Origin of the sequence: Flavobacterium sp. UW10123 (assembly GCF_040538975.1) — a bacterium.
Taxonomy (GTDB): domain Bacteria; phylum Bacteroidota; class Bacteroidia; order Flavobacteriales; family Flavobacteriaceae; genus Flavobacterium.
Window position 1 is genome coordinate 59,223 of the sequence record NZ_JBEWQE010000014.1, and the last position, 26,982, is coordinate 86,204.

At 33.6% G+C, this 26,982-nt stretch carries 20 protein-coding genes; 12 read left to right on the forward strand and 8 right to left on the reverse strand.

The window, feature by feature from the left end; genetic code table 11:
- Positions 1-13: 13 nt before the first annotated feature.
- Positions 14-595, reverse strand: a complete 582-nt coding sequence (locus tag ABXT06_RS16945; RefSeq protein ID WP_354591791.1) for a hypothetical protein — start codon at positions 593-595, stop codon at positions 14-16.
- A gap of 119 nt (positions 596-714) precedes the next feature.
- On the reverse strand, positions 715-1,854 hold the full coding sequence (gene nhaA, locus ABXT06_RS16950) for a Na+/H+ antiporter NhaA (protein WP_354591792.1): 1,140 nt from the start codon (positions 1,852-1,854) through the stop codon (positions 715-717).
- Positions 1,855-2,098: 244 nt separating this feature from the next.
- Here nhaA and ABXT06_RS16955 point away from each other — a divergent pair, with 244 nt between their 5' ends.
- The 4 genes from ABXT06_RS16955 to ABXT06_RS16970 all read left to right on the forward strand — a co-directional run bounded on the left by ABXT06_RS16955 (position 2,099) and on the right by ABXT06_RS16970 (position 4,404).
- Entirely contained in the window at positions 2,099-3,049 is a 951-nt protein-coding gene (locus ABXT06_RS16955) for a 2-hydroxyacid dehydrogenase (protein WP_354591793.1), read from the forward strand.
- A gap of 190 nt (positions 3,050-3,239) precedes the next feature.
- Positions 3,240-3,617, forward strand: a complete 378-nt coding sequence (locus tag ABXT06_RS16960; protein WP_354591794.1) for a DUF4234 domain-containing protein — start codon at positions 3,240-3,242, stop codon at positions 3,615-3,617.
- A complete protein-coding gene (locus ABXT06_RS16965; protein WP_354591795.1) occupies positions 3,592-4,056 on the forward strand; it encodes a DUF2752 domain-containing protein in 465 nt (154 codons plus the stop codon). Before ABXT06_RS16960 ends, ABXT06_RS16965 begins: the two co-directional genes overlap by 26 nt.
- Before the next feature lie 75 nt (positions 4,057-4,131).
- The gene (locus ABXT06_RS16970; RefSeq protein ID WP_354591796.1) at positions 4,132-4,404 is read left to right on the forward strand and encodes a TM2 domain-containing protein; all 273 of its coding nucleotides are present in this window, start codon (positions 4,132-4,134) and stop codon (positions 4,402-4,404) included.
- Between the two features lie 68 nt (positions 4,405-4,472).
- Here the strand turns inward: ABXT06_RS16970 and ABXT06_RS16975 are convergent, their stop codons facing one another.
- Entirely contained in the window at positions 4,473-6,275 is a 1,803-nt protein-coding gene (locus tag ABXT06_RS16975; RefSeq protein WP_354591797.1) for a GNAT family N-acyltransferase, read from the reverse strand.
- 118 nt (positions 6,276-6,393) lie between these two features.
- Here ABXT06_RS16975 and ABXT06_RS16980 point away from each other — a divergent pair, with 118 nt between their 5' ends.
- The 3 genes from ABXT06_RS16980 to ABXT06_RS16990 all read left to right on the forward strand — a co-directional run bounded on the left by ABXT06_RS16980 (position 6,394) and on the right by ABXT06_RS16990 (position 9,423).
- Entirely contained in the window at positions 6,394-7,155 is a 762-nt protein-coding gene (locus ABXT06_RS16980) for an exodeoxyribonuclease III (protein WP_354591798.1), read from the forward strand.
- 116 nt (positions 7,156-7,271) lie between these two features.
- A complete protein-coding gene (locus tag ABXT06_RS16985; protein ID WP_354591866.1) occupies positions 7,272-8,216 on the forward strand; it encodes an OmpA family protein in 945 nt (314 codons plus the stop codon).
- A gap of 169 nt (positions 8,217-8,385) precedes the next feature.
- Entirely contained in the window at positions 8,386-9,423 is a 1,038-nt protein-coding gene (locus ABXT06_RS16990) for an aldo/keto reductase (protein WP_354591799.1), read from the forward strand.
- Between the two features lie 312 nt (positions 9,424-9,735).
- Here the strand turns inward: ABXT06_RS16990 and ABXT06_RS16995 are convergent, their stop codons facing one another.
- The 5 genes from ABXT06_RS16995 to panC form a co-directional block, all read right to left on the reverse strand.
- Positions 9,736-11,700 carry a transglycosylase domain-containing protein gene (locus ABXT06_RS16995; protein WP_354591800.1) on the reverse strand — a complete coding sequence of 655 codons (1,965 nt, stop codon included), beginning with the start codon at positions 11,698-11,700 and terminating at the stop codon, positions 9,736-9,738.
- A 20-nt stretch (positions 11,701-11,720) separates the two neighbouring features.
- The gene (gene radA / locus ABXT06_RS17000) at positions 11,721-13,082 is read right to left on the reverse strand and encodes a DNA repair protein RadA (protein WP_354591801.1); all 1,362 of its coding nucleotides are present in this window, start codon (positions 13,080-13,082) and stop codon (positions 11,721-11,723) included.
- Positions 13,082-14,236: an alpha/beta hydrolase gene (locus tag ABXT06_RS17005; RefSeq protein WP_354591802.1), complete on the reverse strand. Its 1,155-nt coding sequence runs from the start codon at positions 14,234-14,236 to the stop codon at positions 13,082-13,084. The genes radA and ABXT06_RS17005 overlap by 1 nt, the downstream gene beginning before the upstream one ends.
- A gap of 203 nt (positions 14,237-14,439) precedes the next feature.
- A complete protein-coding gene (panD, locus tag ABXT06_RS17010; RefSeq protein ID WP_008465481.1) occupies positions 14,440-14,790 on the reverse strand; it encodes an aspartate 1-decarboxylase in 351 nt (116 codons plus the stop codon).
- 14 nt (positions 14,791-14,804) lie between these two features.
- On the reverse strand, positions 14,805-15,683 hold the full coding sequence (gene panC, locus ABXT06_RS17015) for a pantoate--beta-alanine ligase (protein ID WP_354591803.1): 879 nt from the start codon (positions 15,681-15,683) through the stop codon (positions 14,805-14,807).
- A gap of 77 nt (positions 15,684-15,760) precedes the next feature.
- On the opposite strand from panC, the gene ABXT06_RS17020 reads away from it, so the two are divergent.
- The 5 genes from ABXT06_RS17020 to ABXT06_RS17040 all read left to right on the forward strand — a co-directional run bounded on the left by ABXT06_RS17020 (position 15,761) and on the right by ABXT06_RS17040 (position 26,977).
- Complete coding sequence (locus tag ABXT06_RS17020; RefSeq protein ID WP_008465476.1) at positions 15,761-16,567, forward strand: glycogen/starch synthase; 807 nt, start codon at positions 15,761-15,763, stop codon at positions 16,565-16,567.
- Positions 16,568-16,588: 21 nt separating this feature from the next.
- Positions 16,589-18,253, forward strand: a complete 1,665-nt coding sequence (gene bamH, locus ABXT06_RS17025) for a BamH family beta-barrel-assembly machinery protein (protein ID WP_354591804.1) — start codon at positions 16,589-16,591, stop codon at positions 18,251-18,253.
- 9 nt (positions 18,254-18,262) lie between these two features.
- Positions 18,263-20,113: a glutamine--fructose-6-phosphate transaminase (isomerizing) gene (gene glmS / locus ABXT06_RS17030; protein WP_354591805.1), complete on the forward strand. Its 1,851-nt coding sequence runs from the start codon at positions 18,263-18,265 to the stop codon at positions 20,111-20,113.
- A gap of 144 nt (positions 20,114-20,257) precedes the next feature.
- A complete protein-coding gene (locus ABXT06_RS17035) occupies positions 20,258-20,704 on the forward strand; it encodes a T9SS type A sorting domain-containing protein (RefSeq protein WP_354591806.1) in 447 nt (148 codons plus the stop codon).
- A gap of 6 nt (positions 20,705-20,710) precedes the next feature.
- Entirely contained in the window at positions 20,711-26,977 is a 6,267-nt protein-coding gene (locus ABXT06_RS17040; RefSeq protein WP_354591807.1) for an RHS repeat-associated core domain-containing protein, read from the forward strand.
- Positions 26,978-26,982: the final 5 nt, after the last annotated feature.

Here is a 26,982-nt window from a genome sequence, read left to right on the forward strand (position 1 = left end):
AGTTTGGAATTTTTTATTTTTTGTTTAGTTTGATTTCTGTCCAATCGTTATTTGTTTTATAATTTTCAATTATTTCAATAAACTTTTGATTTTGTTCATCTGTAAATTCTATTATGTTTTCTCTGTATGAATCTTCAATCCATTTTTTTGGTTGTTTGTCTACATAGAATTCTCTAAATTGTTCTTCTAACTTATCTTTTGCAAACCATTGATATAGAACTTCAGAATTTGGGTTTTCTAGAAATTCGGTTGCCACTAGTTCTCTTTCCCAAAAACCATAACTATCTATAATTTCACCATTAAAAAATTTAATGATTCCAGCAGGACCCAGAATGAAATCAGGGGAACTGGCTATTGCAGTAAAATATTTTCCAGTATATTTTAGTGATACCTCTTTAATTGTCCAGTAAGGTAAGTATTTGCGACGTTCGTATGTGAAAATTATTGCTTTAGTTCCATCGCTACAAAATTTTGATTTCGCGAAGAAAAGCCCTGTGATGAAATTTTTATCGGATCCATATAAATCTAAAGCAATTTCTTTTTCCTCGTTTTGTATGTTTTCTACAAATATAATTATTTGTGTATCCCAACCCATTTCATTAATTTTAGAATTACAAAAATAAGGATTTTCTTTCTTTTTTAAAAGGGATTATTGCCATTCTGAGGAATGAAAAAATCACACAGATAATTTGTCAAAGTATTATAAGTGGAATTTTATTTCGATCTGTTCAGTATGTATTTCAAATAAACAAATCCCATAAGTCCAGCTAAGAAAGAAGCAATAAGAATCGCTATTTTAGAAAAAACAATAATTTCAGGATTTTTAAATGCAAGAACCGTAATAAAGATTGACATGGTGAAACCAATTCCGCCCAGCATTCCTGCGCCTAAAATATGAGCCCACTTTAAGTTCTTAGGCAACATGCACAAACCAGAAGTTACACCAACAGAAGAGAAGAGTAAAATTCCGAGGGGCTTACCTACTACAAGTCCAAGAATGATTCCGTATGTGTTAACATGATTAAGACCTTGGTGCCAGTTTTCTGTAATGGTTATAGCGGTATTTGCAATTGCAAACAGTGGCAGAATAAAAAAGGCAACAGGCTGATGTAAAAAATGCTGCAGTCTATACGAAGAAGTTTTTTCGCCGCCGTCGCCAAACGGAATTACAAATGCTAAAATTACTCCCGTAATGGTTGCGTGAACGCCTGAATTAAGCATAAAATACCACATTATTACGCCGCCTATTAAATACGGAATCAGATTATGAACCTTCATTCGGTTTAAGATAAATAATAAGCCCCAAATTCCAAGTGCAATTCCTAGATTCAAAAAAGAAATTGATGTAGTGTAAAACACAGCAATTACAATAATAGCGCCCAAATCGTCTATAACTGCCAAAGCAGTTAAAAAAACTTTCAAAGACGTAGGAACTCTTTTCCCTAGAAGTGATAAAATTCCGATTGCAAAAGCAATATCTGTTGCCATTGGAATTCCAGCTCCATTTTGTGTGGTTGTGCCATAATTTAAAGCCAGAAAGATTGCAGCAGGAACAAGCATTCCTCCAAAAGCAGCCATAATTGGCAGAGAAGCATTTTTAATATTGGATAATTCACCATGATAAATCTCACGTTCCAACTCCAATCCGATCAAAAGGAAGAAAATAGTCATCAATCCGTCGTTGATCCAATGGGTTATAGAATGTCCAGCAAATTCTTTTTCCCAAAAAGCCACGTACGGAACTTGAATAGAAGAATTAGCAAGATAAAGGGATAAAATCGTGACAAAGAGCAAGATGATTCCCCCAGATTTCTCGTTTTCAAAAAAGGCTTTAAAAGTCTTGGTAAGTTTCATTAGGGAAGATTTTCTGAAGATTTATATGATGGATTGCAGAATCCTTATTCTTTCAAAGTTAAAAAAAAATCTTAGCAATAAAAAGACATTTGCCACGAAGGACAAAGGCACGAAGTTTTTTTATGTTTTTTTGCTGTTAAATTATTTCTTCCTGACTTTGTGACTTTGCGAGATTAAAATGTATGGCTTAAAATGAAATCTTAAACATTTCCTGTATTTTTGTGTTTCTAAAAATTCTAAATAAATGAGCATAAAAATTCTTCATATCGACAGCAATAATCCGATTCTTTGGAATCAATTAGAAGAAGCTGGTTTTGAAAACCATGCCGATTTTAAATCTTCAAAAGAAGAAATAGAAGCAAAAATCCAAGAGTATAACGGAATTGTAATTAGAAGCCGTTTCAAGATTGATAAGACATTTTTAGACGCTGCAACAAAGTTGCAATTTATTGCAAGAGTTGGTGCAGGTTTGGAAAGTATTGATTGTGAGTATGCTTCTGCAAAAGGAATCCATCTAATCGCGGCTCCAGAGGGAAATCGCAATGCTGTTGCAGAACATTCTTTGGGGATGATTTTGTCGTTATTTAATAATCTAAACCAAGCTGATGCAGAAGTAAAAGCCGGACAGTGGAATCGCGAAAGCAATCGCGGTCATGAACTGGATTTAAAAACAGTAGGAATTATTGGTTACGGAAACATGGGAAAAGCTTTTGCTAAAAAATTAAAAGGTTTTGATTCAGAGGTTTTATGCTATGATATTTTGGATAATGTTGGAGACGAAAATGCGAAACAGGTTTCACTGGAAGAATTACGCGAAAAAGTCGATGTTTTAAGCCTTCACCTTCCTTGGACACCAGAAACAGATAAAATGGTCAACAAAGCGTTTATAAATGCCTTTAAAAAGCCGTTTTGGATTATAAATACCTCACGTGGTAAAAACATTGTTACGGCCGATTTGGTTGAAGCAATGAAAGAGAAAAAAGTTTTAGGTGCAGGTTTGGATGTTCTAGAATATGAAAAACTTTCGTTTGAAACCTTATTTCAAGAAAACAATACGCCAGAAGCACTGCAGTATCTCATGGAAGTTAAAAATGTCTTATTAACGCCTCATATTGCAGGTTGGACTTTTGAAAGCCATGAGCGATTAGCACAGGTGATTGTTGACAAAATTAAAGCGGTATACCATAAAAACTAGCCTACAGCCTTTAGAATTTAATAACGAGTTTTTTCTTGTAAATTTTATTTAGAGAGATTAGTTTTATTTGTTAATTTTTAATAATATTGTTTCCGAATTTTAAAAGAATGAGTCTAAATAGATTGTTTTTTTGAGTTTGGAGAAAGCCGAAAATCCGAAGAGTAGGAATTAATAAATTTTTTAAGCAAAGATGGAATTACAAGAAACATCGAATAATTTTGAAGAACAAATCCCAGTATTTAAGGTAGATCCTATTATGGTTTTACTATTTGGATTTTTAACCTGCGGATTGTATTTAATTTATTGGAATATTAAAGTAGCTGAGGTTTTTAACGCTGTGGCAAAAAGAGAAGTTATTTCGCAGCCAGTTGCAATTTTTGCAGGTTGCTGTATGCCAGTTAATATTTATTTCTACTACTTAGCTGGTAAAGATGCATTGCCTAAAGTTTATGAAAAAACTGGTGAGCTACAAAAAGACCAATCTACATTATTAATTATTTTAGGATTATTTTTTCCTATGGCGGCAGCAATGATTGTACAAGGTGATATCAACAGATTATATAAATAATACGCAAACAAGACGTAAAATTTACGGAATTATCGGTGCGGCAATTACACTGATAATTCCGTTTTTTCTAATGCTTCATAATCATAATGATCATTTGGAAACAGATCAATCATTATGCCCTTTTAAGATGCTGACAGGTTTTCCGTGTCCGGGATGCGGAATTACAAAGTCTCTAGTTTATTTTTATCAGGGAGATCTATACAAATCAATTTCTTATCACATTTTAGGTCCTTTTGTTATTGCTTTTTGTGCAGTAACGATTGTGGTTTTAATTACAGAATTGATTACCAAAAAAGAATATTTTACTGCACTTTTGTATAACAGGAAACTCGCTTACGGATTGGCTATTTTTCTGGGTGTTTATCATTTTATAAGATTGATTTTATTTGTGAGAAACAACTCTTTTGATGATATCTTACATCAGTCAATTTGGTTTTAATAAATCACGATCTGATTTCGCAACAATCAGATTTTTTGTTTAAGTACTATTTTAAGAATACTAAAAATTAAGATTATGGAAAATACAAAGAGAGAAGATTGGAACAATCCGCGTTATGGGCAGGAAAATAAAAAAGTGGTAGCAGGAATTCTCGCTATTTTATTAGGATATCTAGGAATCCATAAATTCTACTTAGGCTATACTAAAGAAGGAATAATTCAGCTTATTCTTGGTTTTGCATTTGGAATCGGTGGTATAATCGGAATTATCGAAGGAATTATATATTTGACCAAAAGCGATGAAGAGTTTTATCAAACTTATCAGATTGGTTATAAAGGTTGGTTTTAAATAATAAAAAATCCCATTTACTAATTAGGTATATGGGATTTTCTATTTGTTATATACTCAAAGATTTTTTAATCTTCCTTCTCAGATAATTTTTTTTCCAATTCAATCTGAAACTCTTCAATAACAGGTTTCATAGTGCTTTCTGGAATATCTGCGATTCTAATGTACATTAAACCATCAATAGCGTTATTGAATAATGGATCAACGTTAAAAGCTACTACTCTGGCGTTTTGTTTGATGTATTTCTTAATTAAAACAGGCAGACGTAAGTTTCCTGGTTCCAGTTCGTCAATAATCTTATCAAACTTATTCAAATCAGATTCTGCTTCGTCGAAGATAAAATCTTTATCAGCATCTTTCAGTTTAACTTTGTATGCTTTTTTCGGATGAATATATTGTGCGATATACGGATCGTAATAATTAGACTTCATAAACTCAATCATCAATGATTTAGAGAAATCAGAAAATTGATTACTGATACTTACACCACCAACCAAGTATTTGTGTTCAGGATGACGCAAAGTAGTATGGATAATACCTTTCCATAATAAGAATAAAGGCATTGGTTTTTGCTGATATTCTTTCACAATAAATGCACGACCCATTTCGATCGATTTGTGCATCATATCGTGAAGTTCTGGTTCAAATCTGAAAAGATCTGTTAAGTAGAAACCTTCAATTCCATATTTTGGATAGATTTCAGAACCTAATCCCATACGATATGCTCCTGCGATTTTTTTGGTTTCATCATCCCATAAAAACATATGGTGATAATATTGATCATATTCATCAATATCAATAGATTCATTTGTTCCTTCACCAACTTCACGGAAAGTGATTTCTCGTAAGCGTCCAATTTCGTGTAAAATATTCGGAATTTCTTTTGCACTTGCAAAGAAAACCTCGTAGTTTTTGCTTTGCAAAAATCTGCTGTCACTAATACGTAAAGCCTGAACTTCATCAATCAATTTTGATTCGCTTGCAGGCGTGACAATTTTTTTAGGTGCTTTAGGTATTTTAAGACTTGCTGTATCAATCAGTTTGGTGTCTTTCTCAAACGGATTTGCCAACATATAGGTTTTCTTTCTCAAGAATTCTGAATATTCTTCAAAAGATTCTATTTCATTTTGCTCGCTTACAGAAATTGGTTTTCCAATACGGACTTTAATTACGCGGTCTTTTTGAGTCAAAAGCTCAGAAGGTAATTTTGCAGTTCTTAAAGTATCGTCAATCTTAGAAAGCCAGTAAAATAATTTACTGTTTTTGGCATGAAAATAAATTGGAACTACAGGAACTTTTGCTTTTCTGATTAGTTTAAGAGCACCTTCTTCCCAAGGTTTGTCTACTACTAATTTACCATCTTTGTAAGTTGAAACTTCACCTGCTGGAAAAATACCCAAAGGTTTTCCATCACTCAAATGACGTAACGTTTCTTTAATGCCAATTACGCTCGATTTTGCATCCTTATGGTTTTCAAAAGGATTAACGGGCATAATGTATTTTTTCATCGGAGCAATTCTATGCAATAAGAAATTGGCAATGATTTTGAAATTTGGCTCTCTTTCAAGCATTAATTTCAATAATAAAATCCCATCAATTCCACCAAGAGGGTGATTAGAAATTGTTATATACGCGCCATCTTTTGGCAGACGTTTTAAATCTTCTTCTGGTATTTCGAACTTAATTTCCATTTCATCCAAAATTCCATTCAAAAAGTCAAGGTCTTCCAAATGTTTATTACGATCGTAAATTTTATTAAGGGTCGAGATCTTAAGAACCTTCATAAGAATCCAGCCAGAAAAGGTACCGAAAACTCCGTACTTTTCAACATTTATTGCCTTTGCAACTTCTTTCGCGGTAACTAAACCCATCTACTACTTTTAAATTATTAGAACAGCGAACAAAGATAACAAAAAAGTCTACTTTTCACTGTTTCCAAGACAAACTTTGCACTTTTTTATTACATTTGGAATCCTAAAAAAATCACTGATGAAAATTATTTCTTATAATGTAAACGGAATTAGAGCGGCAATAAACAAAGGGTTTATCGAGTGGCTGCAGCAAGCAAATCCTGATGTAATATGCCTTCAGGAAATAAAAGCAACACAGGATCAAATTCCAGTTGATGATATTACAGCAGCAGGTTATCCGTTTCAATATTACTATCCTGCAACCAAAAAAGGATATAGCGGAGTAGCGATTCTTTCTAAAACAAAACCGAACAATATTGTTTACGGAACAGGAATTCATCACATGGATTTTGAAGGAAGAAACCTTCGTGCAGATTTTGATGATGTTTCTGTAATGAGTTTATATCTTCCGTCTGGAACAAACATTGAAAGATTGGATCACAAATTCATGTTTATGGATGATTTTCAGAATTATATCAATGAATTGAAGCTTACGATTCCAAATTTAATTATATGCGGAGATTATAATATTTGTCACGAAGCGATAGATATTCACGATCCTGTTCGTAATAAAACGGTTTCTGGATTTCTTCCGGCTGAACGTGCTTGGCTGGATGGATTCATGAAATCTGGTTTTATTGATAGTTTCCGTCATTTTAATAAAGATCCGCACCATTATTCTTGGTGGAGCTACCGTGCGGGAGCAAGAGGAAACAACAAAGGTTGGCGTATCGATTATAATTTAGTTAGCAATGCATTAGAAGAGAGATTAAAGCGAGCTGTTATATTACCTGATGCTATGCATTCAGATCACTGTCCGATTTTAGTCGAAATTGATTAAATTTTGGTATTGTTCTTGTTGAGAAAATGTAAGTTTTAAAATTGATATTGCGATTGGCATTAAATTTTGAAATTTAAAAATTGTTAAATGCCCAAAATAAAAACCAATTAATGAAGATGATTAAAAAAGCCTCCATCGGATTATTGGCATTAGCCTTGTCCACAACGTCATGTGTTTCTAAGAAAATTTACAATGATCTTGAAACAAAATATTCTGATTTGAAAAAAGAAAACCGTTCTATTGCTGATGAAAATGAAAGTTTGAAGAAAGCGAAGAATCAGTTAGAAACCGATCGTGATAAATTGACTAAAGATTTAGCAAATGCTAATGATGATTTGGCAAAACAAAAAGCAGATCTTGCTGCTGAACAAAAGAAATATAAAGTACTTCAGGATTCGTACAATGCATTAGAGAAAAACAGCAATGATGCATTAGAGAAAAACATGGCTAAAAACCGTGAATTATTAGCACAATTGGAAGCGAAAGGAAAAGCTCTTGCAGATGAACAGGCTCGTTTGGATAAAACGGCCAATCGTTTGAAAGAACTGGAAGATATGATTGCTGCTAAAGAAGAGTCAATGCGTAAACTTAAAGAAACTTTATCTAAAGCGTTGAATGGTTTTGAAGGTAAAGGTTTGACTGTTGAACAGAAAAACGGAAAAGTATATGTTTCTATGGAAAACAAATTGCTTTTCAATTCAGGAAGCTGGGCAGTTGGTGTAGAAGGAAGAAAAGCGGTTGTAGAACTTGGAAAAGTTTTAGGCGATAATCCAGATCTTTCTGTTTTAATCGAAGGTCATACAGACGATGATCCGTATGCAGGTTCTGGGCCAATTGCAAACAACTGGGATTTATCGACTAAAAGAGCAACGGCAATCGTAGCGATTTTAAGCGAAAACCCAAAAATCAATAAACAAAAATTAACTGCAGCTGGAAGAAGTGAGTTTTCTCCATTAGCGAGTAACGCAACTCCGGAAGGAAAAGCTAAAAACCGCAGAATCGAAATTATCTTGACTCCAAGATTAGACGAGATTGCGGAGATGCTTAATAGTATAAACTAAGGTTCAAAGTTGCAAAGGTTCAAAGGCTCAAAGATTTTTACTTTTGAGCCTTTTTGTTTTCTATAAGGTTTCCAAAACCTTGTACTTTTTTTAACCTTTACCGCATTCCGATTTGAAAAATCCCTTTGTACCTTTGAGCCTTTGCAACTTTGAACCTTTAAAGAAAAAAATGAAATACACAACATTACCCAACACAGATATAAAAGTTAGTAAAATATGCCTTGGAACAATGACTTTCGGGCAGCAGAATACAGAAGCCGAAGGGCACGAACAAATGGATTACGCTCTTGAAAGAGGAATAAATTTCTTCGATACAGCTGAAATGTATTCAGTTCCTGCGAGTGAAGCGACTTACGGAAGCACAGAAAAAATTATTGGAACTTGGTTTAAGAAATCAGGAAATAGAGATAAAGTAATTTTAGCCTCTAAAATTGCTGGACCAAATCCGAATTTTGGATATATGCGTGAGAAACTGGATTTTTCTCCAGCAAGTATCAAATTTGCTGTTGAGCAAAGTTTAAAACGACTTCAGACAGATTACATCGATTTGTACCAAATGCACTGGCCAGAAAGAAAAACGAATAATTTTGGACAGCGCGCTTTTCACGGACACGATGATGTTTGGGAAGATAATTTTAGAGAAATATTAGAAACTTTCGACGGATTAATCAAAGAAGGTAAAATCAAACACATTGGAGTTTCTAATGAAAATGCTTGGGGAATGATGCGTCTTTTGGAAGAAAGCAAATACAACAATCTGCCAAGAATCAAAACCGTTCAAAATCCATATTCTTTATTGAATCGTTTGTTTGAAGTAAATTCAGCAGAAGTTTCAAAATATGAAAATGTTGGTTTGTTAGGCTATTCACCTTTAGCCTTTGGAGTTTTGACTGGAAAATTCTTAACTGGCGAAAGTCACCCAAAAGCAAGAATTAACCTTTTTCCGCAATACAAACGTTATAATAGCGATCAATGTACAGAAGCGACAAAATTGTATCAGGAAATCGCTAAAAAACACGGTTTAACGTTAACACAATTGGCAATGGGATTTGTGTTGCAACAACCGTTCCTTACAAGTGCGATTATTGGCGCTACAACTTTAGAACAATTAAAAGAAAACATTGATACGATTGATGTTGTGCTTTCTAAACAAATCTTAGCTGAGATTGATGCGGTTCAGACTATAATTCCTGATCCTGCTCCTTAATTTTTTTGCCACGAAGAAGATTTCTGCCACGAAGGCACTAAGACACGAAGTTTTTTTTAATCTCGCAAAGACGCAGAGTCGCAAAGTTTTTTTTTGAATAGCCCCTAGCTTAAGCTAGGGGATTATGATCGAAATAGAAAAGGGCTTTAGCCAAACTTTACACGTTTGGCTAAAGCCCTTTGATTTGCATTTATATTTCCACCCAGCTAAAGCTGGACGCTACTGAACTTAAAAAATTAACTTTGCGACTCTGCGTCTTTGCGAGATTAAAAAGAAAAAAACTTTGTGTCTTAGTGCCTTCGCGGCAGAAAATTACAAATCAAATTCATCATCAACAGCCAAAGAATCGGTTTTAATCGCTGTCGAATCAGGAACTTTGATTTTAATTAAAGATCGAGCATTTCCCGAAATATAAACTGGTAATATGCCAGTTGTATCTTCAGGAACTAGAAGTCCTCTTCTAAACATCAAATTCTTTAAGAATTTCTGGTTTTTAATAGCATAATCCTTCAAATTACCTTGATCGTTAAACTGATACATGAATTTTCTTGGTTTCGGAATAATCGTTGCCAAATACAAACATTCATCTACATTTAAGTCAGCTGGGCTTTTTTGGAAATAAAAGTGACTGGCTTCGCCGATTCCGTATACATTTGGTCCCCATTCAATAATATTGAAATACACTTCCAGCATTCTTTCTTTGCTTACAATTCGGTTGTTTTCTAAAATGTAAACTAGAAGGATTTCTTCCAGCTTTCGCGAAAGCGTCTTTTCTCTAGTAAGGAAAACATTCTTAATCAACTGCATGCTGATCGTGCTGGCACCGCGAGAGAATTTCTTCGTTCTGATGTTTTTTAGAATCGATTGTTTGAAAGCTTCGTTTATGAATCCACGATGTGAGAAGAAAGAAGGGTCTTCTGTAGTTAAAACGCATTTTCTCAGATAAGGAGAAATCTGATCCAAAGGTGTGTAATTTGGATTTGCGTTTCCGACCAAAACGGGTCTTTGCAACACATTCTGAATAATCGCACGGTAAACAAATTCACTATTTAGTTTATTTAAATCGGCTTCTCCATATTTTGTGATTCGTAAATCTTCTTTGTTCAGTTTGCTGTCAAAAACAAGTGTGTTTGGTTTGTTTTTGTTGAATTTGAAATCGAGTTTATAATCAAAATTTCCAGTAGCCTGCATTCCTTGAAAATGTGTAAATAATCCGTCAGGAAGCGAAACAATAAAATCCTGCGCTTTCATTTTAGGAATATCGACTTTCAAAGTATAAATCGTATCTTTTTCGGTATCGTAAGAAATATAAGGGCGAACCTTGATTTTGTTCAACTGCATAGTCGAAGTACTGTCAATCGAGATAAAGCTGTCTCCCAGTAAAAAGCGATAATCAAAGCGAGCATTTTTGATGATAACATCTTTGCTTGCAATTTTTGGGTGATTAATTTTAAGATTGGCAATAGAAGTATAACCATCTATGTGTAATTCGCTTCCGCTTTTATCAATATTCTGAACATTCAATCGAATAGAATCAAAACTTGCTTTTAAGTTATAACGCTGATCCAAATACGGAACGCGAATAGCACCTGTATCTAAATTGAAGAATCGAATGTCGGCTTTTTTGTTTCTTGGATCTGCAAATCCTTTAATGTTCCAACGCTGATCAAAATCTTTAGCTTGAACATGAAGGTTAGTTTCTAGTTGTTTATCGTTTAAAACTAGTTTGTCTACATCGATATGAGTTTGTTTTCCGTTATCGTCGATCTTGAATTTAAAATTCTTTAAATCCATATCAGTCGGAACTAAATTCAATACTTTCGAAATGATTCTGTAAGCAAATGAAGCATATTTTCGTTTTTCGTTTGACTCTGTTTCTTCGCTATCTCTTTTTAAGAAAGCATCAAAATTTCGTTTTTTGCCTTTTTTTACTAACTGAATATATCCATTGTCTACTTTTAGAGTTCCAACTTGAACATCTCCAATTAATAAATTGCTTAAACTAATGCTAGTTTCTACGTTTTTTATTTTGACAAGTGTGTCAGCATTTATTGGTGCCAGAACAACATCTGTCAATTTTATAGTGGATAAACCATCAAAAGAAGCCGATTCTACAGAAAAATTACTGTTGTACTGAACAGCCATTTTGTGGGTAACTTTTGCAATGGCCTGTTTTAAAAGTGAATTACGAAAATAATACAGTCCGATGCAAAGCACTAAAATTACTATTCCTAGTATTTTTAATGCCTTGTATATTTTTTGTTTTGGAAAATTCATAGGAGGAGTGGTATTTGAAATCAGCCAAAAAGGATACTTGCAACATCTTCAATTTTTGCAACAAGTTCAATTTTAATTCCTGTATTCTTTAAAGCTATTTTGTTGTATTTTGAAACAAAAATGGTATCGAAACCTAATTTTTCAGCTTCTTGAATACGCTGGTCTACACGATTAACAGGACGAATTTCGCCAGAAAGTCCAACCTCGCCAGCAAAACAAAAACCTTTCCCAACAGGAATATCTTCGTTGGAAGATAAAATTGCGGCAACAACGGCTAGATCAATTGCAGGATCATCAACAGAAATTCCACCAGTGACATTCAAGAAAACGTCTTTTGCGCCTAAACGGAATCCAGCTCTTTTTTCTAAAACAGCTAGAATCATATTTAGTCTTTTGGCGTTGTAACCCGTTGTGCTTCTTTGAGGCGTTCCGTAAACGGCTGTGCTGACCAAGGATTGAATTTCAATCATTAATGGGCGCATACCTTCAAGAGTTGTGGCAATTGCAGTTCCTGAAAGTTCTTCGTCTTTATGCGAAATCAGAATTTCAGAAGGATTGCTTACTTCTCTTAAACCACTGCCCAACATTTCGTAAATCCCAAGTTCTGATGTTGAGCCGAAACGGTTTTTGAGAGAACGTAAAATTCGATAAATATGATTTCTGTCGCCTTCAAATTGCAAAACGGTATCCACCATGTGCTCCAAAATTTTTGGACCAGCAATGTTTCCGTCTTTCGTAATATGTCCAATCAAGATTACTGGGATATTGCTTTCTTTGGCAAATTTGATGAGCTCGGCAGTTGTTTCGCGTATTTGAGAAATACTTCCTGCGGTCGATTCGATATAATCGGTATGCAGCGTCTGAATTGAATCAATAATGACTACTTCAGGCTGAATGGTTTCGATTTGTTTGAAAATGTTCTGCGTTTTGGTTTCCGTTAGAATATAACAGTTTTCGCTGTTTGGTGTAATTCTTTCCGCACGCATTTTGATCTGTTTCTGACTTTCTTCGCCTGAAACATATAAAGTTTTGTATGGTAATTTTAATGAAACTTGAAGTAAAAGTGTACTTTTTCCGATGCCGGGCTCACCGCCCAAAAGCGTTAAAGATCCAGGAACAAGTCCACCACCCAAAACACGATTCAATTCGCTGTCGGTTGTGTCCATTCGAACTTCCTGAGTAGAATCAATTTCATTAATTTTTAATGGTCTAGGAGCTTTGCTTGTTGGAGCAGATTCACTTTTCCAAGCCACTTTATCCTGTTTCTGAATAATTTCTTCGGCAATCGTATTCCATTCTTTGCACGCATTGCATTGCCCTTGCCATTTGGCATATTGGGTTCCGCAGTTTTGGCAGAAAAAGGAAGTTTTAACTTTTGACATTATTTACTTTTTTTAGCAAGTGTATTCATTTCATCAATTTTCTCATACATCATGTCTTTGTTCAAATCGCCAATTGGCTCCATTTGCGAAGCGTTTTGGTATTTTTTCGAAGCATGTTTAGGATCACCTTGTTTTTCATACATTAATCCTAATTCATATTCTCCCAACATGGCTTTTGGGTAATTTACATTTCCTATTTCAGCCATTTTTCCTAGTTCGCTATAGGCATTTCTTTTTAAAATAAGATTTTCTACTACTTTAAAATCGCTCATTCGAACAGGAATTTGAACTCCTAAAGCTTCAGACATTGTAGCGTATTTTTTTTCTAAATATTCTGCATAACCTTCTTGAAGAACCGCAATTTTGTCGTTGTATTCGGCAGAATTTATAGGTCTATATACTTCAAAAATCTGGTACAATGCGCTTGGTATAGAATGCAAAACTTCTGTATAATGTGTTGCACCTTTAAATACATCATATTTATAATTCACTAACGGATTATTAGCGATTTTAATATTGCTGTTTAATTTATCTATCGGTTCTTTAATTTTCTTAATATCGCCTTCTCCAGCAGAAAGGTAATAGAAAATAGGGCTTTTTATTTTTGCGAATTTCTCAGCAATACGCACTTCCATTTTTGGAGCAAGCTCTGGACTTAAGCAGATGTATGCATTAAAAAGCGGAATTTCTTTGTATAAATAAAAATTAGCAAAACTTGCCGTTACATCATGACCTGCAATAAGTCTGAAAGGCGTGGTGCGATATTTTTTTTCGATATAAGGAATTAATTCTGCTCCAATAAATTCGAAAAACTTTGCGCCTTTTTCAAAAGGAAGTCCCTCGTTTTGGTCGATTGTTGTGTCATCGTAGCGTTCTTCATCTTTGTTTTGATGAATTCCGATGATGATCATTTCTGGAATATCATCCCAATAAGTACCATAACTTACGGCTCCAGAAAATGGATCAAATAAGTAATCTCCATCTAATAAATAAAGAACAGGATATTTTTTGTCTTTGTTTGCTTCATAAGAAGCTGGAAGTCCGATCGTAATTCTACGTTCTTCTCCCAGTTTTTCTGATTTGATATTATCGTACGTTTTTTGGGCAAACGACGTGATAGAAATCAAAAGTGTTAGTAGGTAAACTTTTTTCATGATTTGTGGCATTTCAGTAAATTAAAAAAGTATTGAAAATAGTGTAGCAATATACTATTTTATTTGCTTCTTTGATAATTGAGGTAAAAATTGAAGCACAGTGTTTTAGCATCAGAACCGTTTTGGTTTGAGGCAAAAGAAAGGTGTTTTGTTCAAAAATGGCTTTTGACAAAGTAGGGAAATTCGGTAAGAAAAAGAAAATCTTAGGTTAAAGAATTGTCATTTTCATTAGGGAATATAATCCAAGGTTTGAAGGTTTTTGCTTCTTCAAAATCTAGGGTTGCATAAGAAATGATAATGATGATGTCATCTTTTTGAACTTTTCTTGCTGCAGGACCGTTTAAAGTGATTTCGCCTGAATTTTTTTCACCTTTAATAGCGTAAGTTTCAAAACGCTCGCCATTATTAATGTTAACAATAGATACCTTTTCGCCTTCAATAATATTTGAAGCCTCTAGTAGAGTTTCATCAATAGTAATACTGCCAATATAATTTAAATCGGCACCGGTTACTTTAACACGATGAATTTTTGATTTTATAACTTGAATTTGCATGATGCAAAGTTAGATTAATTTAATGAAATGGTGTCTATCAGTCTTATAGAATTAACAAATACTGCTATAAATGCTCGGTATTTTTTGTCATTCTCTTTTTGATCGATAGATAAAAGTGTAGATTCGTCAGCAATAACAAAATACTCTAGTTCGAACTCTTTATTGTCTTTGAAAGAATTTTCTACAAATTCGATTGTTTCTTGCGGACTGTGATTTTGAAAAATGTCTTTTGCCTCGGTTAAAGTTTTGTAAATGATCGAAGCGTCTTTTCTTTCTTCAGTTGTCAAACGTTCATTACGTGAACTCATCGCAAGTTGGTTTTCCTCTCTAAAAATAGGGCATCCGACAATGTTGACTGGCAATTCTGTTTTTTCAACTAATTTTTTAACAATCTGAAGCTGCTGAAAATCTTTTTCTCCAAAATAAGCATTTGTTGGAGTTACGATTTCAAATAACCTTTTAACAATTGTTCCGACGCCATTAAAATGACCAGGTCTGAATTTTCCTTCCATCTGGTTTTCTAATCCGTCGAAGTCAAAAGTCTGCGAAACAGTATTTCCTTCATAAATATCTTCAACCGAAGGTGCATATAAAATAATTTTATCACTTAATGTACGCATTTTCTTAACATCTTCTTCTAGTGTCCTAGGATATTTTGCTAAATCTTCTGGGTTATTAAATTGTGTTGGATTGACAAAAATGCTCACTACTGTGTCGTCGTTTTCTTTAAGCGAACGTTGCATTAAAGCCAAATGTCCTTGGTGTAAAGCGCCCATTGTTGGTACAAATCCGATAGTTGAATTTGCGGTTTTGATAGTTTTAAGATAGGCTATCAACGCTGCTTTACTGTAGAAAATATGCATTGAGGTATTATTAAAATTTAGTGCAAACATAATATATTAGTTATAAACTGCATAAATTTTTGTAATTTTGCGACGTTTTTATTACCAAAATTAAGTAAAATACTATTATGAAAGATAAGAGGATATTATACGTATCATCTGAAGTCGTGCCTTATTTGGCTGAAAATGAGGTTTCTTTAATGTCTTATGACGTTCCGAAAATGATTAATGACCAAGGCGGTCAGATAAGAATTTTCATGCCAAGATATGGGAATATCAATGAGAGAAGACACCAATTGCATGAAGTGATTAGACTTTCAGGGATGAATTTGGTAGTGAATGACTTAGATATGCCATTGATTATTAAAGTAGCATCAATTCCGAAAGAAAGAATCCAAGTTTATTTTATCGATAACGATGAATATTTCAAACGTAAAGCCACTTTTACAGATGAAGAAGGCGCTTTGTATCCTGATAATGACGAAAGAGCTATTTTCTTTGCAAAAGGTGTTGTAGAGACTGTAAAAAAATTAAACTGGGTTCCAGATATTATACATGTTCACGGCTGGCTTGCAGCAATGCTTCCAATTTATATGAAGCATTATTACAAACATGAAGCATTGTTTTCTGAAACTAAAATTATTACTTCTGTTTATGGACAGTCGTTTGATGAAAATTTAGATTTAGAGATGATCAATAAAGTTAAATTTGACGGCGTTCCGCATGAGGCTGTATCAGATTTAGAAACTCCAAATTACGAGAATGTTTTAAAAGCTAGCATCTTACATTCAGATGGTGTAATCATCGCGTCAGAAAATGTTTCTCCAAGTTTAACAAAATTTATAGAATCTTCAGGAAAACCTTTTTTACCTTTCGCCGGGAAAGATGGATTTGCAGATGCTTACACAAATTTCTACAGAACATTTGGACTTTAAATTTTAATTTTATTATTAGACATGTATAAAACTTCTTTTTTTAAGAAATCTCTTTTAGCTGTAATGGCTGTTTTTTTATATTCTTGTGACAAAGATTTTAATGCAATTGGTGATGGTTTGGTTGGAGATGACCACTTTGGACTTGAATCTCAAAAATATGATGTTTTAGCTTTTAATCAAGAAGTTACTTCTGTCCAGTCAAATAATATGACACCAAATGCGCTTGGTATTTTTAATAATCCGATTTTTGGGACTACGACTGCAAATTTTGTAACTCAAGTAGGGCTTGAATCTTATCCTCCAACTATTGGACTATCTCCTGTTATTGATAGTGTTAAAATAGAGATTCCTTATTTTAGCCATGTTATCTCTACTGATAAAGATGGGAACAGTACGTATGAGTTAGATTCTATTTACGGAGATAAAAATGGAAAACTAAAACTAAGTGTTTATGAATCTGGAATTCAGATGAGAAGTAGTACCTTTAATAATGGTTCTCAGCTGCCTCAGTTTTATTATACAAGTCAAAATACTCAATTTTTCAACGAAAAAGAAGGGGAAAGATTAAATAATGGTGGTGCTTTAGAGAATGATGAGTTTTATTTTAATTCAAAAGAAATTGTAATCAAAACGACTAATGCTGATAAAACTGTAACAACAGAAAGGAAAAAACCTCAGATGACACTACATCTTAAAAAAGAATTTTTTCAAGATAAAATTTTAAAAGTAGATGCTTCAAAACTTGCAGCTGAAGATGTTTTTCAGGAATATTTTAAAGGTTTATATTTTAATGTTGAAAAATCGGGTTCTAGTCCAAGTAACATGGCTCTGATAAATTTTAGCGAAGGTAAAATTACAATCTATTACAAAGCTAAAACAGAGGCTACATCAGATGCAGAAAACAAGAAAATCATATTGAATTTAAAAGGCCTTTCTGCAGGAACATCAAATACCGCCAATTTCCTTCAAGATACGAGAGATCCTAGTTATGAAAGCGCTATAACTACAAATGTGAATAAAAAAGATGGAGACGAAAAGCTTTATCTAAAAGGAGGGCAAGGGTCTTTGGCTGTGATAAGACTTTTTGATCAGACTGATGTGTTGAGTTATAACTCTAAAGGCGAAGTAGTAAACGGGGCGAATAAAGTCCCTGATCAATTAGATGAAATTAGAAATAATGCTACTTTCAAAAATTGGAAAGTTAACGAAGCCAATTTAGTGTTCTATATTGATGCTGCTAAAATGAAGGGTACAGATGAGCCAAATAGAATATATTTGTACGATTTGACAAATAATACTGTTTTAGTTGACTATTCTAGTGATGCTTCTTCTGCTTATGGAGGTTTGATTAATGTAGGTTCAGATAAAAGAGGAACTAGTTATAAAATTAGAATTACAAGTCACATCCGTAATTTAATTAAAGATGCAGCGGCTAAAAATGTTGATTTAGGGCTGGTTGTTTCTCAGAGTGCTACAACACTTACATTTAATGCGTTGGAGAACAAAATTCAATTGAATACGGATAAACCAGAAGAGCCTGCGATATATTTTTCTGCAGCACCAAGAACATCAGTTATGAATCCTTTGGGTACAGTCTTATTTGGAGGAAAAAAAGGTGGGACACCTGATTCTGAACAAGAAAAGAAAAGATTGAGACTCGAAGTATACTACACGAAACCAAATTAATAAATATATATGTGTGGAATTGTTGGATATATCGGTCACCGAGATGCCTATCCTATTGTAATAAAAGGATTAAAGCGTCTTGAGTACAGAGGATATGATAGTGCCGGCGTTATGTTGTATGACGAAGAGGCGGGCATTAAAGTTTGCAAAACAAAAGGTAAAGTTTCCGATCTTGAGGCTAAAGCCAATGAAGGTTTTACGACAAACGGAAATATTGGAATTGGACACACGCGTTGGGCAACTCATGGGGTCCCTAATGACGTGAACTCGCATCCTCATCTTTCTAATTCTGGAGATTTAGCGATCATTCATAACGGAATTATAGAGAATTATGCACCTTTGAAAGAGGAGCTTATCAAAAGAGGTTATACTTTTAAATCAGATACAGATACTGAAGTTTTAGTTAATTTAATAGAAGAAGTCCAAAAGAAAGAAAATATTAAATTAGGTAAAGCGGTTCAGATTGCCTTAAACCAAGTTGTTGGTGCATATGCAATTGCTGTTTTTGATAAAAAAAATCCAAACGAACTTGTTGCGGCAAGACTAGGAAGTCCGTTAGCAATTGGAGTTGGAGAAGGAGAGTATTTTGTTGCTTCTGATGCTTCACCATTTATTGAATATACTTCTAATGCAGTTTATTTGGAAGATGGCGAAATGGCAAATATCAGATTGCACAAGCCAATTAAAATTAGAAAAATCCAAGATGACTCTTTAGTAGATCCTTACATTCAAGAGCTTCAAATGAACTTGGAGCAGATTGAAAAAGGAGGCTATGATCATTTCATGCTAAAAGAAATCTACGAGCAGCCAAGTGTTATTAAAGATACTTACAGAGGAAGGCTTCATGCAAATGAAGGTATTGTTCAGATGGCTGGTGTTGAAGATAACTTAGAGAAATTCTTAAATGCAAAACGTATTTTAATCGTAGCGTGCGGAACTTCTTGGCATGCAGGCTTAGTAGCAGAATACATTTTTGAAGAGTTTACACGTATTCCTGTTGAAGTAGAATATGCTTCTGAGTTTAGATACAGAAATCCAATTATCAATAAAGATGACGTAGTTATTGCGATTTCACAATCTGGTGAAACGGCAGATACTATGGCGGCTATTAAATTGGCTAAAGAAAACGGAGCGTTTGTATTTGGAGTTTGCAACGTAGTTGGTTCTTCTATTTCTAGAGAAAGCCATGCAGGTGCTTATACACACGCAGGACCAGAAATTGGAGTAGCTTCTACAAAAGCATTTACTACTCAAATCACAGTTTTAACGATGATTGCTTTGCGTTTAGGAAAAGCAAAAGGAACGTTATCAAATACAGATTTCCACACGTATCTTCAAGAATTAGAAATTATTCCAGAGAAAGTATCTGAAGCTTTAGAAACAAATGATAAAGCAAAAGAGATTGCTGCTGCTTTTAAAGATTCGCCAAACTGTCTTTATTTAGGTAGAGGATATAATTTCCCAGTTGCTTTAGAAGGTGCATTGAAATTAAAAGAGATTTCATATATCCACGCAGAAGGTTATCCGGCTGCTGAGATGAAGCATGGTCCGATTGCTTTAATTGACGAATTAATGCCAGTTATTGTTATTGCTCCAAAACAAGGACATTACGATAAAATTGTAAGTAATATTCAGGAAATTAAATCAAGAAGCGGTAAAATTATTGCTGTAGTTACAAAGGGCGATACTCAAGTTCGTGAATTAGCAGATTATGTAATCGAAATTCCAGAAACTTCAGATGCATTGTCGCCATTAGTTACAACAATTCCGTTGCAATTACTTTCTTATTACATCGCTGTAATGAGAGGTTGTAATGTTGACCAGCCTCGTAACTTAGCGAAGTCGGTTACGGTAGAATAAGGTTTTATTTCAAAATATAAATATGTCAAAAAAGCGAGATTTAGGTCTCGCTTTTTTTATGCTCAAAAGTTAAAATTAAGATAAAATTTGTAAGAATATAATTATTTTATATGTTTGTAAGAAATATTTTAAATTTTACAAGCCGTGCAAAAAACTTTACTTCTTATTTTTCTTCACTGTTGTTTTTTCTCTATTGCTCAAACCAAGCTCAACTTCAGCTACGATCAAGCAGGTAATCAAATTACCAGAACGTTATGCATTAACTGTTTGGCTAAGTCTGCAAAAGATATTGTAGAACCAGAAGCCTTAACTGAAAATGATTTAGAAAAATTCTCTCCAGAAGATGTTATTTCTTACTACCCAAATCCTGTAAGAGAAGAATTGTATTTGCAGTGGGAATTGGCACATGATAATTATGTGTCTTTCGTACATGTTTATTCGATGACAGGACAAGTGTTGCGAACTTTCCAGATTAACGCTAGTGCAAATAATTTAAGCATTCCTTTTCAGCAATATCCTACAGGGGTTTATCTGGTGCTGCTTTCTTATAAAGATGGCGGAGAAAAGTCTATTAAAATTATTAAAAAGTAGTTCGTAATGAAGAAGTTTTATATCAGCCTATTGTTTTTATTAATTGGTTTATTTGGTTTTGGACAGTCAACAGAAGTGGGAATTACAGAAGGAGAGTTATCGGTCTCGCTTACTGGTGCAGCAACTTACAAAATTCCTATTGCAGTTCCTCCAGGAATCAAAGGAGTAGTACCACAAATAAGTTTGGTATATAATAGTCAAGGAAATAATGGCGTTCCTGGTTATGGCTGGAACATTGCAGGGATATCAAAAATTTCAAGAATACCATCAACGAGATATCATGATGGTGTAATCGATCCTGTTGATTTTAATGCTTTGGATCGATTTTCTTTAGATGGACAGCGATTAATAGTCAAAAACGGAACAAGTGGAGTATATGGAGCAAGTGGTACGGTTTATGAAACAGAAAGTTTTTCTAATATAAAAGTTACCTCTTATGGGGTTGATCCTTTGGGAGCAAAATATGGTCCCATGTATTTTATAGTAGAATATCCTGATGGTTCTAAAGCCTCTTATGGAAACTCTGCAGATTCACGTTCAGCAATGGATTGGGCAATTAACTATTGGGAGAACCCTCAAGGAGTTCGTATTAGTTATTATTATTCACTTTTATACAGTGTATTAGATATAGTTTCCATAAAATATGGAAGTTTAACAACGGGAACCCCAATTAACGAAATTCAATTTGTTTATAATGATAGACAGCGGTTAGAGCAAGCTTATGTTGGAGGATTAAGCATTATAAATAAGCGATTATTAAAAGAAATAAAAGTTATTGGCAATAATGTAGGGTTTAGAAATTATTCTTTAACTCATGATACATCTTCATTAGGTTATGAACGTCTTATTACAATCCAAGAGAAAAGTGGTGACGGAACTAAGAGTTATAGTCCCACGATTTTTAAATATGGTGGAGATATAGTAAAAAGCGGAATTACAAGTTTACCGCCAGTATATATTCAAGATCCTATTAATTATGGGAGTATCTATACGCCTAAAACAACTGTTGGTGATTTTGATGGTGATGGAGACTTGGATTTTATGGATGATTTTAATGTCTTATACACAGGAATCTATGATAATGGAAGTACGCCAAAAAAAGTTAATATTCCTGCTATAGATATTTGGGGGGATCATAAGAAGAGGTTTGTTGTTAAATGTGTAGAGAAAATCGAGAATGAATTTAAGGTAATGGATAGGGATGCATGGTGTAATCAATATTTTAAAAAAAATAATAATATATATACAGGAAAATTTGAGATATTTTCATTGGATTTATCAAGTAATCAAGTTAAAACGGAATATATAAAACAAATTGATATTCCAAACAACCCTTGGTTAGAGAATCTTACGAGTTTTAATGGGGATTTCAATGGCGACAACTTGACTGATATTATTGTAATAAAAAATGACTATACAGGTGTTAATTATGATGGAAGTAATTTGCATAGAGCTCAACTTTTTTTTGTAAATCTTGATAGGAGAAAAGAGTCAAATTATGTAAGAGATTTAGGATTTATTGAAAATGTACATCAAGACGAAAAATTTATTCAAACTGGAGATGTCAATGGTGATGGAAAAACTGATTTGATTTTTTTTAGAGGTGGCGTTGAAAATTCTATTGTTGTCTATACTTTAGATGAAAATGAAATGTTAGTTAAACTTTGGGAGACAAAATATCCTTTTATTCATTCAACATACCAAGGTAAAGATGTTATTTTTTATGAAAATATTCTTCCTGGTTTTAGTTATCCCATTTTAAGTGGAGATTTTAATGGAGATGGGAAAACTGATTTTATTCTTCCTGGTCTTGAAAGGGAAATATTATTTTCAACAGGGAATTCGTTTATTCGTGAGGCGCTTCCAACTACTTTTGTGCCATCTCGTGAGATAAGAACTATTTTAGCAATAGATTTTGATAATGATGGAAAGACTGATGTTTTGAATTTGACATCTAATCAAACAAGAGATCTTCAACCCCTAAGTGAAGTTACATTAACTACTAATTATTTAACAAGAAATACTTCAGGAGTTTGGATATCGAGCAAACAAACTTTCTCAAATCTAAATGCATATTTTTATACTTCGATTAATCCCATAATGATTAAAACTAGTAAATTATTTAGTGATAAACCAGAACTTTTAATATACGAACCGGAAACAATTTTGGGATATACTAACGGAGTAGCTACACAATCGTATCTTGAAAAATTTAAAGTTGGATTTTACGTAAATAATGATGCTTTGACTAATGCCGTAAGAAGTATAAAGTCTATTACTACTGGAAATGGAGTAAAAGAAACCATAACATATTCGTCATTGATAAATGATAAGAATGTTTATAGTTCTTCGGATTACTTGGAGAACTTTCCTAATGTTGATATCAAATCATTTCCTAGTTTTAAAGTAGTCTCACAAATAGAAAAACAAAGTAAAGATGTCTATAAGAAAAAAATGTTTTCTTATTATGGTGCGGTTACAAATGTTGAGGGCTTGGGACTTTTAGGTTTTAGAAGTAAAGTGCAAACAAATTGGCATGATAATACGTCACCAGTTATATCTTATATTTCAAAAAATGACATGTCATTACGTGGTGCTAATATCGAAAATTATACAGTATTAGGCTTGCATCAACCTTTGCGTGAATCTTCAAATCGGATAGCGTCTTCAATTATAAAAGAAAATGACTATACCGTTACAGGAAATGAAAATCTAGTCGCTTCTCAAAGTATTATTTTAAAACCCAATACTTGGATAAAGCCCGGTAGCACTTTTTCGGCAAAAATAAATACAGAAGGAACAAATACATCTATAAACGAACCGTCGACTTTTATAACAAAATCTGTATTGGCCTATGAAAGTGAATTGTTTTCTAATAAAGTGTTTAAACTAAAAAATATTTCCAATAAACAATTTAATGGATTGGAAAATACGAGCAGTGAAACTAAGACAGATTATGATGAGTATAATAATGCTATAAAAGTAAGAACTGAAATTAAAGAAGGTGCGACAACACAGCAGACAAATATTATAGATATAGCCTATCAAAATCAAACATCACCTTATATTATTGGAAGACCACTAAGCAAATCACAAGAGGTGACATTAGGCAGTGAAAAAATTAGAACTGAAGAAATCTATGGTTATGATGCTAGACAGTTGTTATCGAAGATAAAAAAGAAAGGCGATGCCTCAACTAACTATATCACAGAAGATCGTGCTTATGATTCTTTTGGAAATATCATAAAACGAACATTTCGAGGAGGACAAGACTCACGAGAATTTAATTATGAATATGATTTGTCCGGCCGATTTTTGAGTAAAGAAATAGATGCCGAAAAGCTAGTTACGAACTATCTGTATAATTCAAATGGAACATTAAAATCAATAACCAATCCTTTAGGGCAGACAACTTTGTTTGAGTACGATTCATGGTTCAAAAAAATAAACGAAACCAATTGTTTGGGTAATAAAGATGAATATAAGTATGTAAATAGTAATGGTAATACTATTTTAACTAAAACATATGCAGATGGAAATGTTGCCGAAGAAACATTTGATGATCTGGGACGTAAAATAAAATCTGGTTCAAAAAATATAATGGGAAGTTTTACTTATATTTCTTATGCATACGATATACAAGATCGAAATTATAAAGTAAGTGAGCCTTATATTGGGACGGCGCCATCACAGTGGAACGAAACGAAGTATGATGATTATGGAAGAGTAACCAGTCAAAATTTGTATACAGGAAAAATTATAAATATTGATAACAAGACACCACTTACAATAAAAGTAAATGACGGGACTATCTCCAAAACCTATAAAAAAGATGCTGTTGGTAACGTTGTTTCTATGTTTGATAGTCCTTCAAATGAAATTAGATATACTTATTTTGCAAATGGAAATTTAAAAGAAGTCAATTATGATGGAATAAAAACTAAGTTTTTGCAGGATGGCTGGGGTAGAAGAGTGCAAATGGAAGATCCCTCGGCAGGAGTTTTTAAATATGGATATAATGATTTTGGAGATCTTATAAATGAAGAAAACAAAAACGGGATAACGAGCTATAAATTAACTTCGGCAGGACGACTGGACGAAAAAACGATTTCAGGAATTTATAATTCTACAGCAAAATATATGTATGATGGAACGAATAAATTATTGCTAAGTACCCAATTTAATGATGGTGTAAATACAATTAAAAGCGATTATGCCTATGATGATAAAAAACGAATCGGGACAAAGATCGAATCAACACCATTTGCAGTATTTACTAAGGATTATAGATACGATTCTTACGGTCGTTTACTCACAGAAGCATCGATAGCTTCGAGATTAGGCGGTAAAGCCAGCAGTAAAACAGTAAAATACGGTTATAAAAATGGCATGCTTTATCAAATTTTTGACAATGGCACTAATGCTCTATTGTGGCAGACCAATACCATAAATGCCAAAGGGCAACTTTTGACCGCTCAAAACGGACCACTAACACAAACTAATGAATACGATAGTTATGGTTATAACAAACAGTTTAAGTTTGATAAAACCACACCATCGGTTAATATATTGTCTTTAGGAACTAGTTTTAATGCAACTACAGGAAATTTAGATAACCGTACCAACAATTTAATGGCGTGGAACGAAAGTTTTAAATATGATAATTTTGACCGATTAACAGAATTTATAGGAATTAGCGGTGCAAAAGAAACGCAGGCTTACGACGATAAAGGCAGGATTACCCAGAATAGTTTAGGTACATATACATACTCAAATGATAAACCATACCAAAATGCTTCGATTACAGTAAGTTCAGAGGCGTTGGAATATTATAAGGCAAAACCATCTCAAATTATAGACTATAATGTTTTTAAAAGTCCTGTCTTAATTAACGAGAAAGATGTCGACAAAGTAAGTTTCGATTATAACGATAATAACTATCGAACAGCCATGTTTTATGGGGATTTGCAGGATGACAAATTAAAAAGACCTTTCCGAAAATATTACAGTGCAGACGGTACTATGGAAATAAAAGAAAATAGAACAACAGGAGTTACAGATTTTGTTACCTATATAGGCGGAGACGGCTATACTGCACCAATAGTATTTAAAAGCAATGGAGATACAGACCAGAAATATTTATTTTTGCAAAGAGATTACCAAAATTCTATTGTAGCAATTACAGACCCATCTGGAACAGTTTTAGAAAAAAGAATTTTTGATGCTTGGGGTACTATTGCCAAAGTACAGGACGGAGCCGGAAACACATTGTCTGGACTGACTATTTTGGATAGGGGTTACACAGGACATGAGCATTTGCAGAGTGTAGGTTTGATTAATATGAATGCTCGTTTATATGACTCAAAACTGCATCGTTTTTTGCAGCCAGATAACAATATACAAGATCCATTTAATACGCAAAACTACAACCGTTATGGGTATGTAATGAATAATCCTTTACGATATACAGATGCCAGTGGAGAATCTTGGAATGTTGTTTTTGGCTATTTGTTTGCCGCATATGTAAAAGGAGCTTACGAAAGTGGAGGGCAATTAAACCCTGGAAAATGGACTTCTAATGCTTGGACAAGTGCTTTTGCAGGAGCTGCTTCAGGTGCAGCTTCCTCGTACACGACTGGAGTGGCAAATAATTACTTAGATAATTATAATAACAAGCCAGCTTTAGGAGCAAGCGCTATTGGAGAAGGTTATGATTTGCCTTCGTATATAGAAAATAAATCGAAAGGTGATTTTGATTTTAAAGCTGCAAATAATATTGAAGATACGAGACCATTAATACAGCAATATAGTGAGCATCCTAGAGTATCTTATCAGGAATATGATCCAATGGGAGGAATTCTAACAACTATAGCAACAGGTTTTGCACTTGTTGACTATAAAATGTTTAATAAAGATACATGGTATAGCATTAAAAAGATGAAAACATATAGTCAAAGTTTTAATGGTAATGGTTATACAGGAGGCAAAATTGCTTCCGCATCGAGAATATCAACTGGATTTAAAATAGCTGGATATGGTCTTGGGACTTATAATGCTTGGTCAATAAACAAGCAATATAATAATGGGGAATTAAGTACATCAAGTATGGTAATTGAGCAATCTTCTAATTTGTACTCAACTCTTGGAGGGACTTACGGAGTTGCTTGGGGTATCGGATGGGAAGGTGGTAGGACAATAACAAAAACTATTTGGTATCAGGATTGGAAAAATAATTATTGGTATCCTTTTAGAGAAGAGCATTTAGGCTATTAATAAAA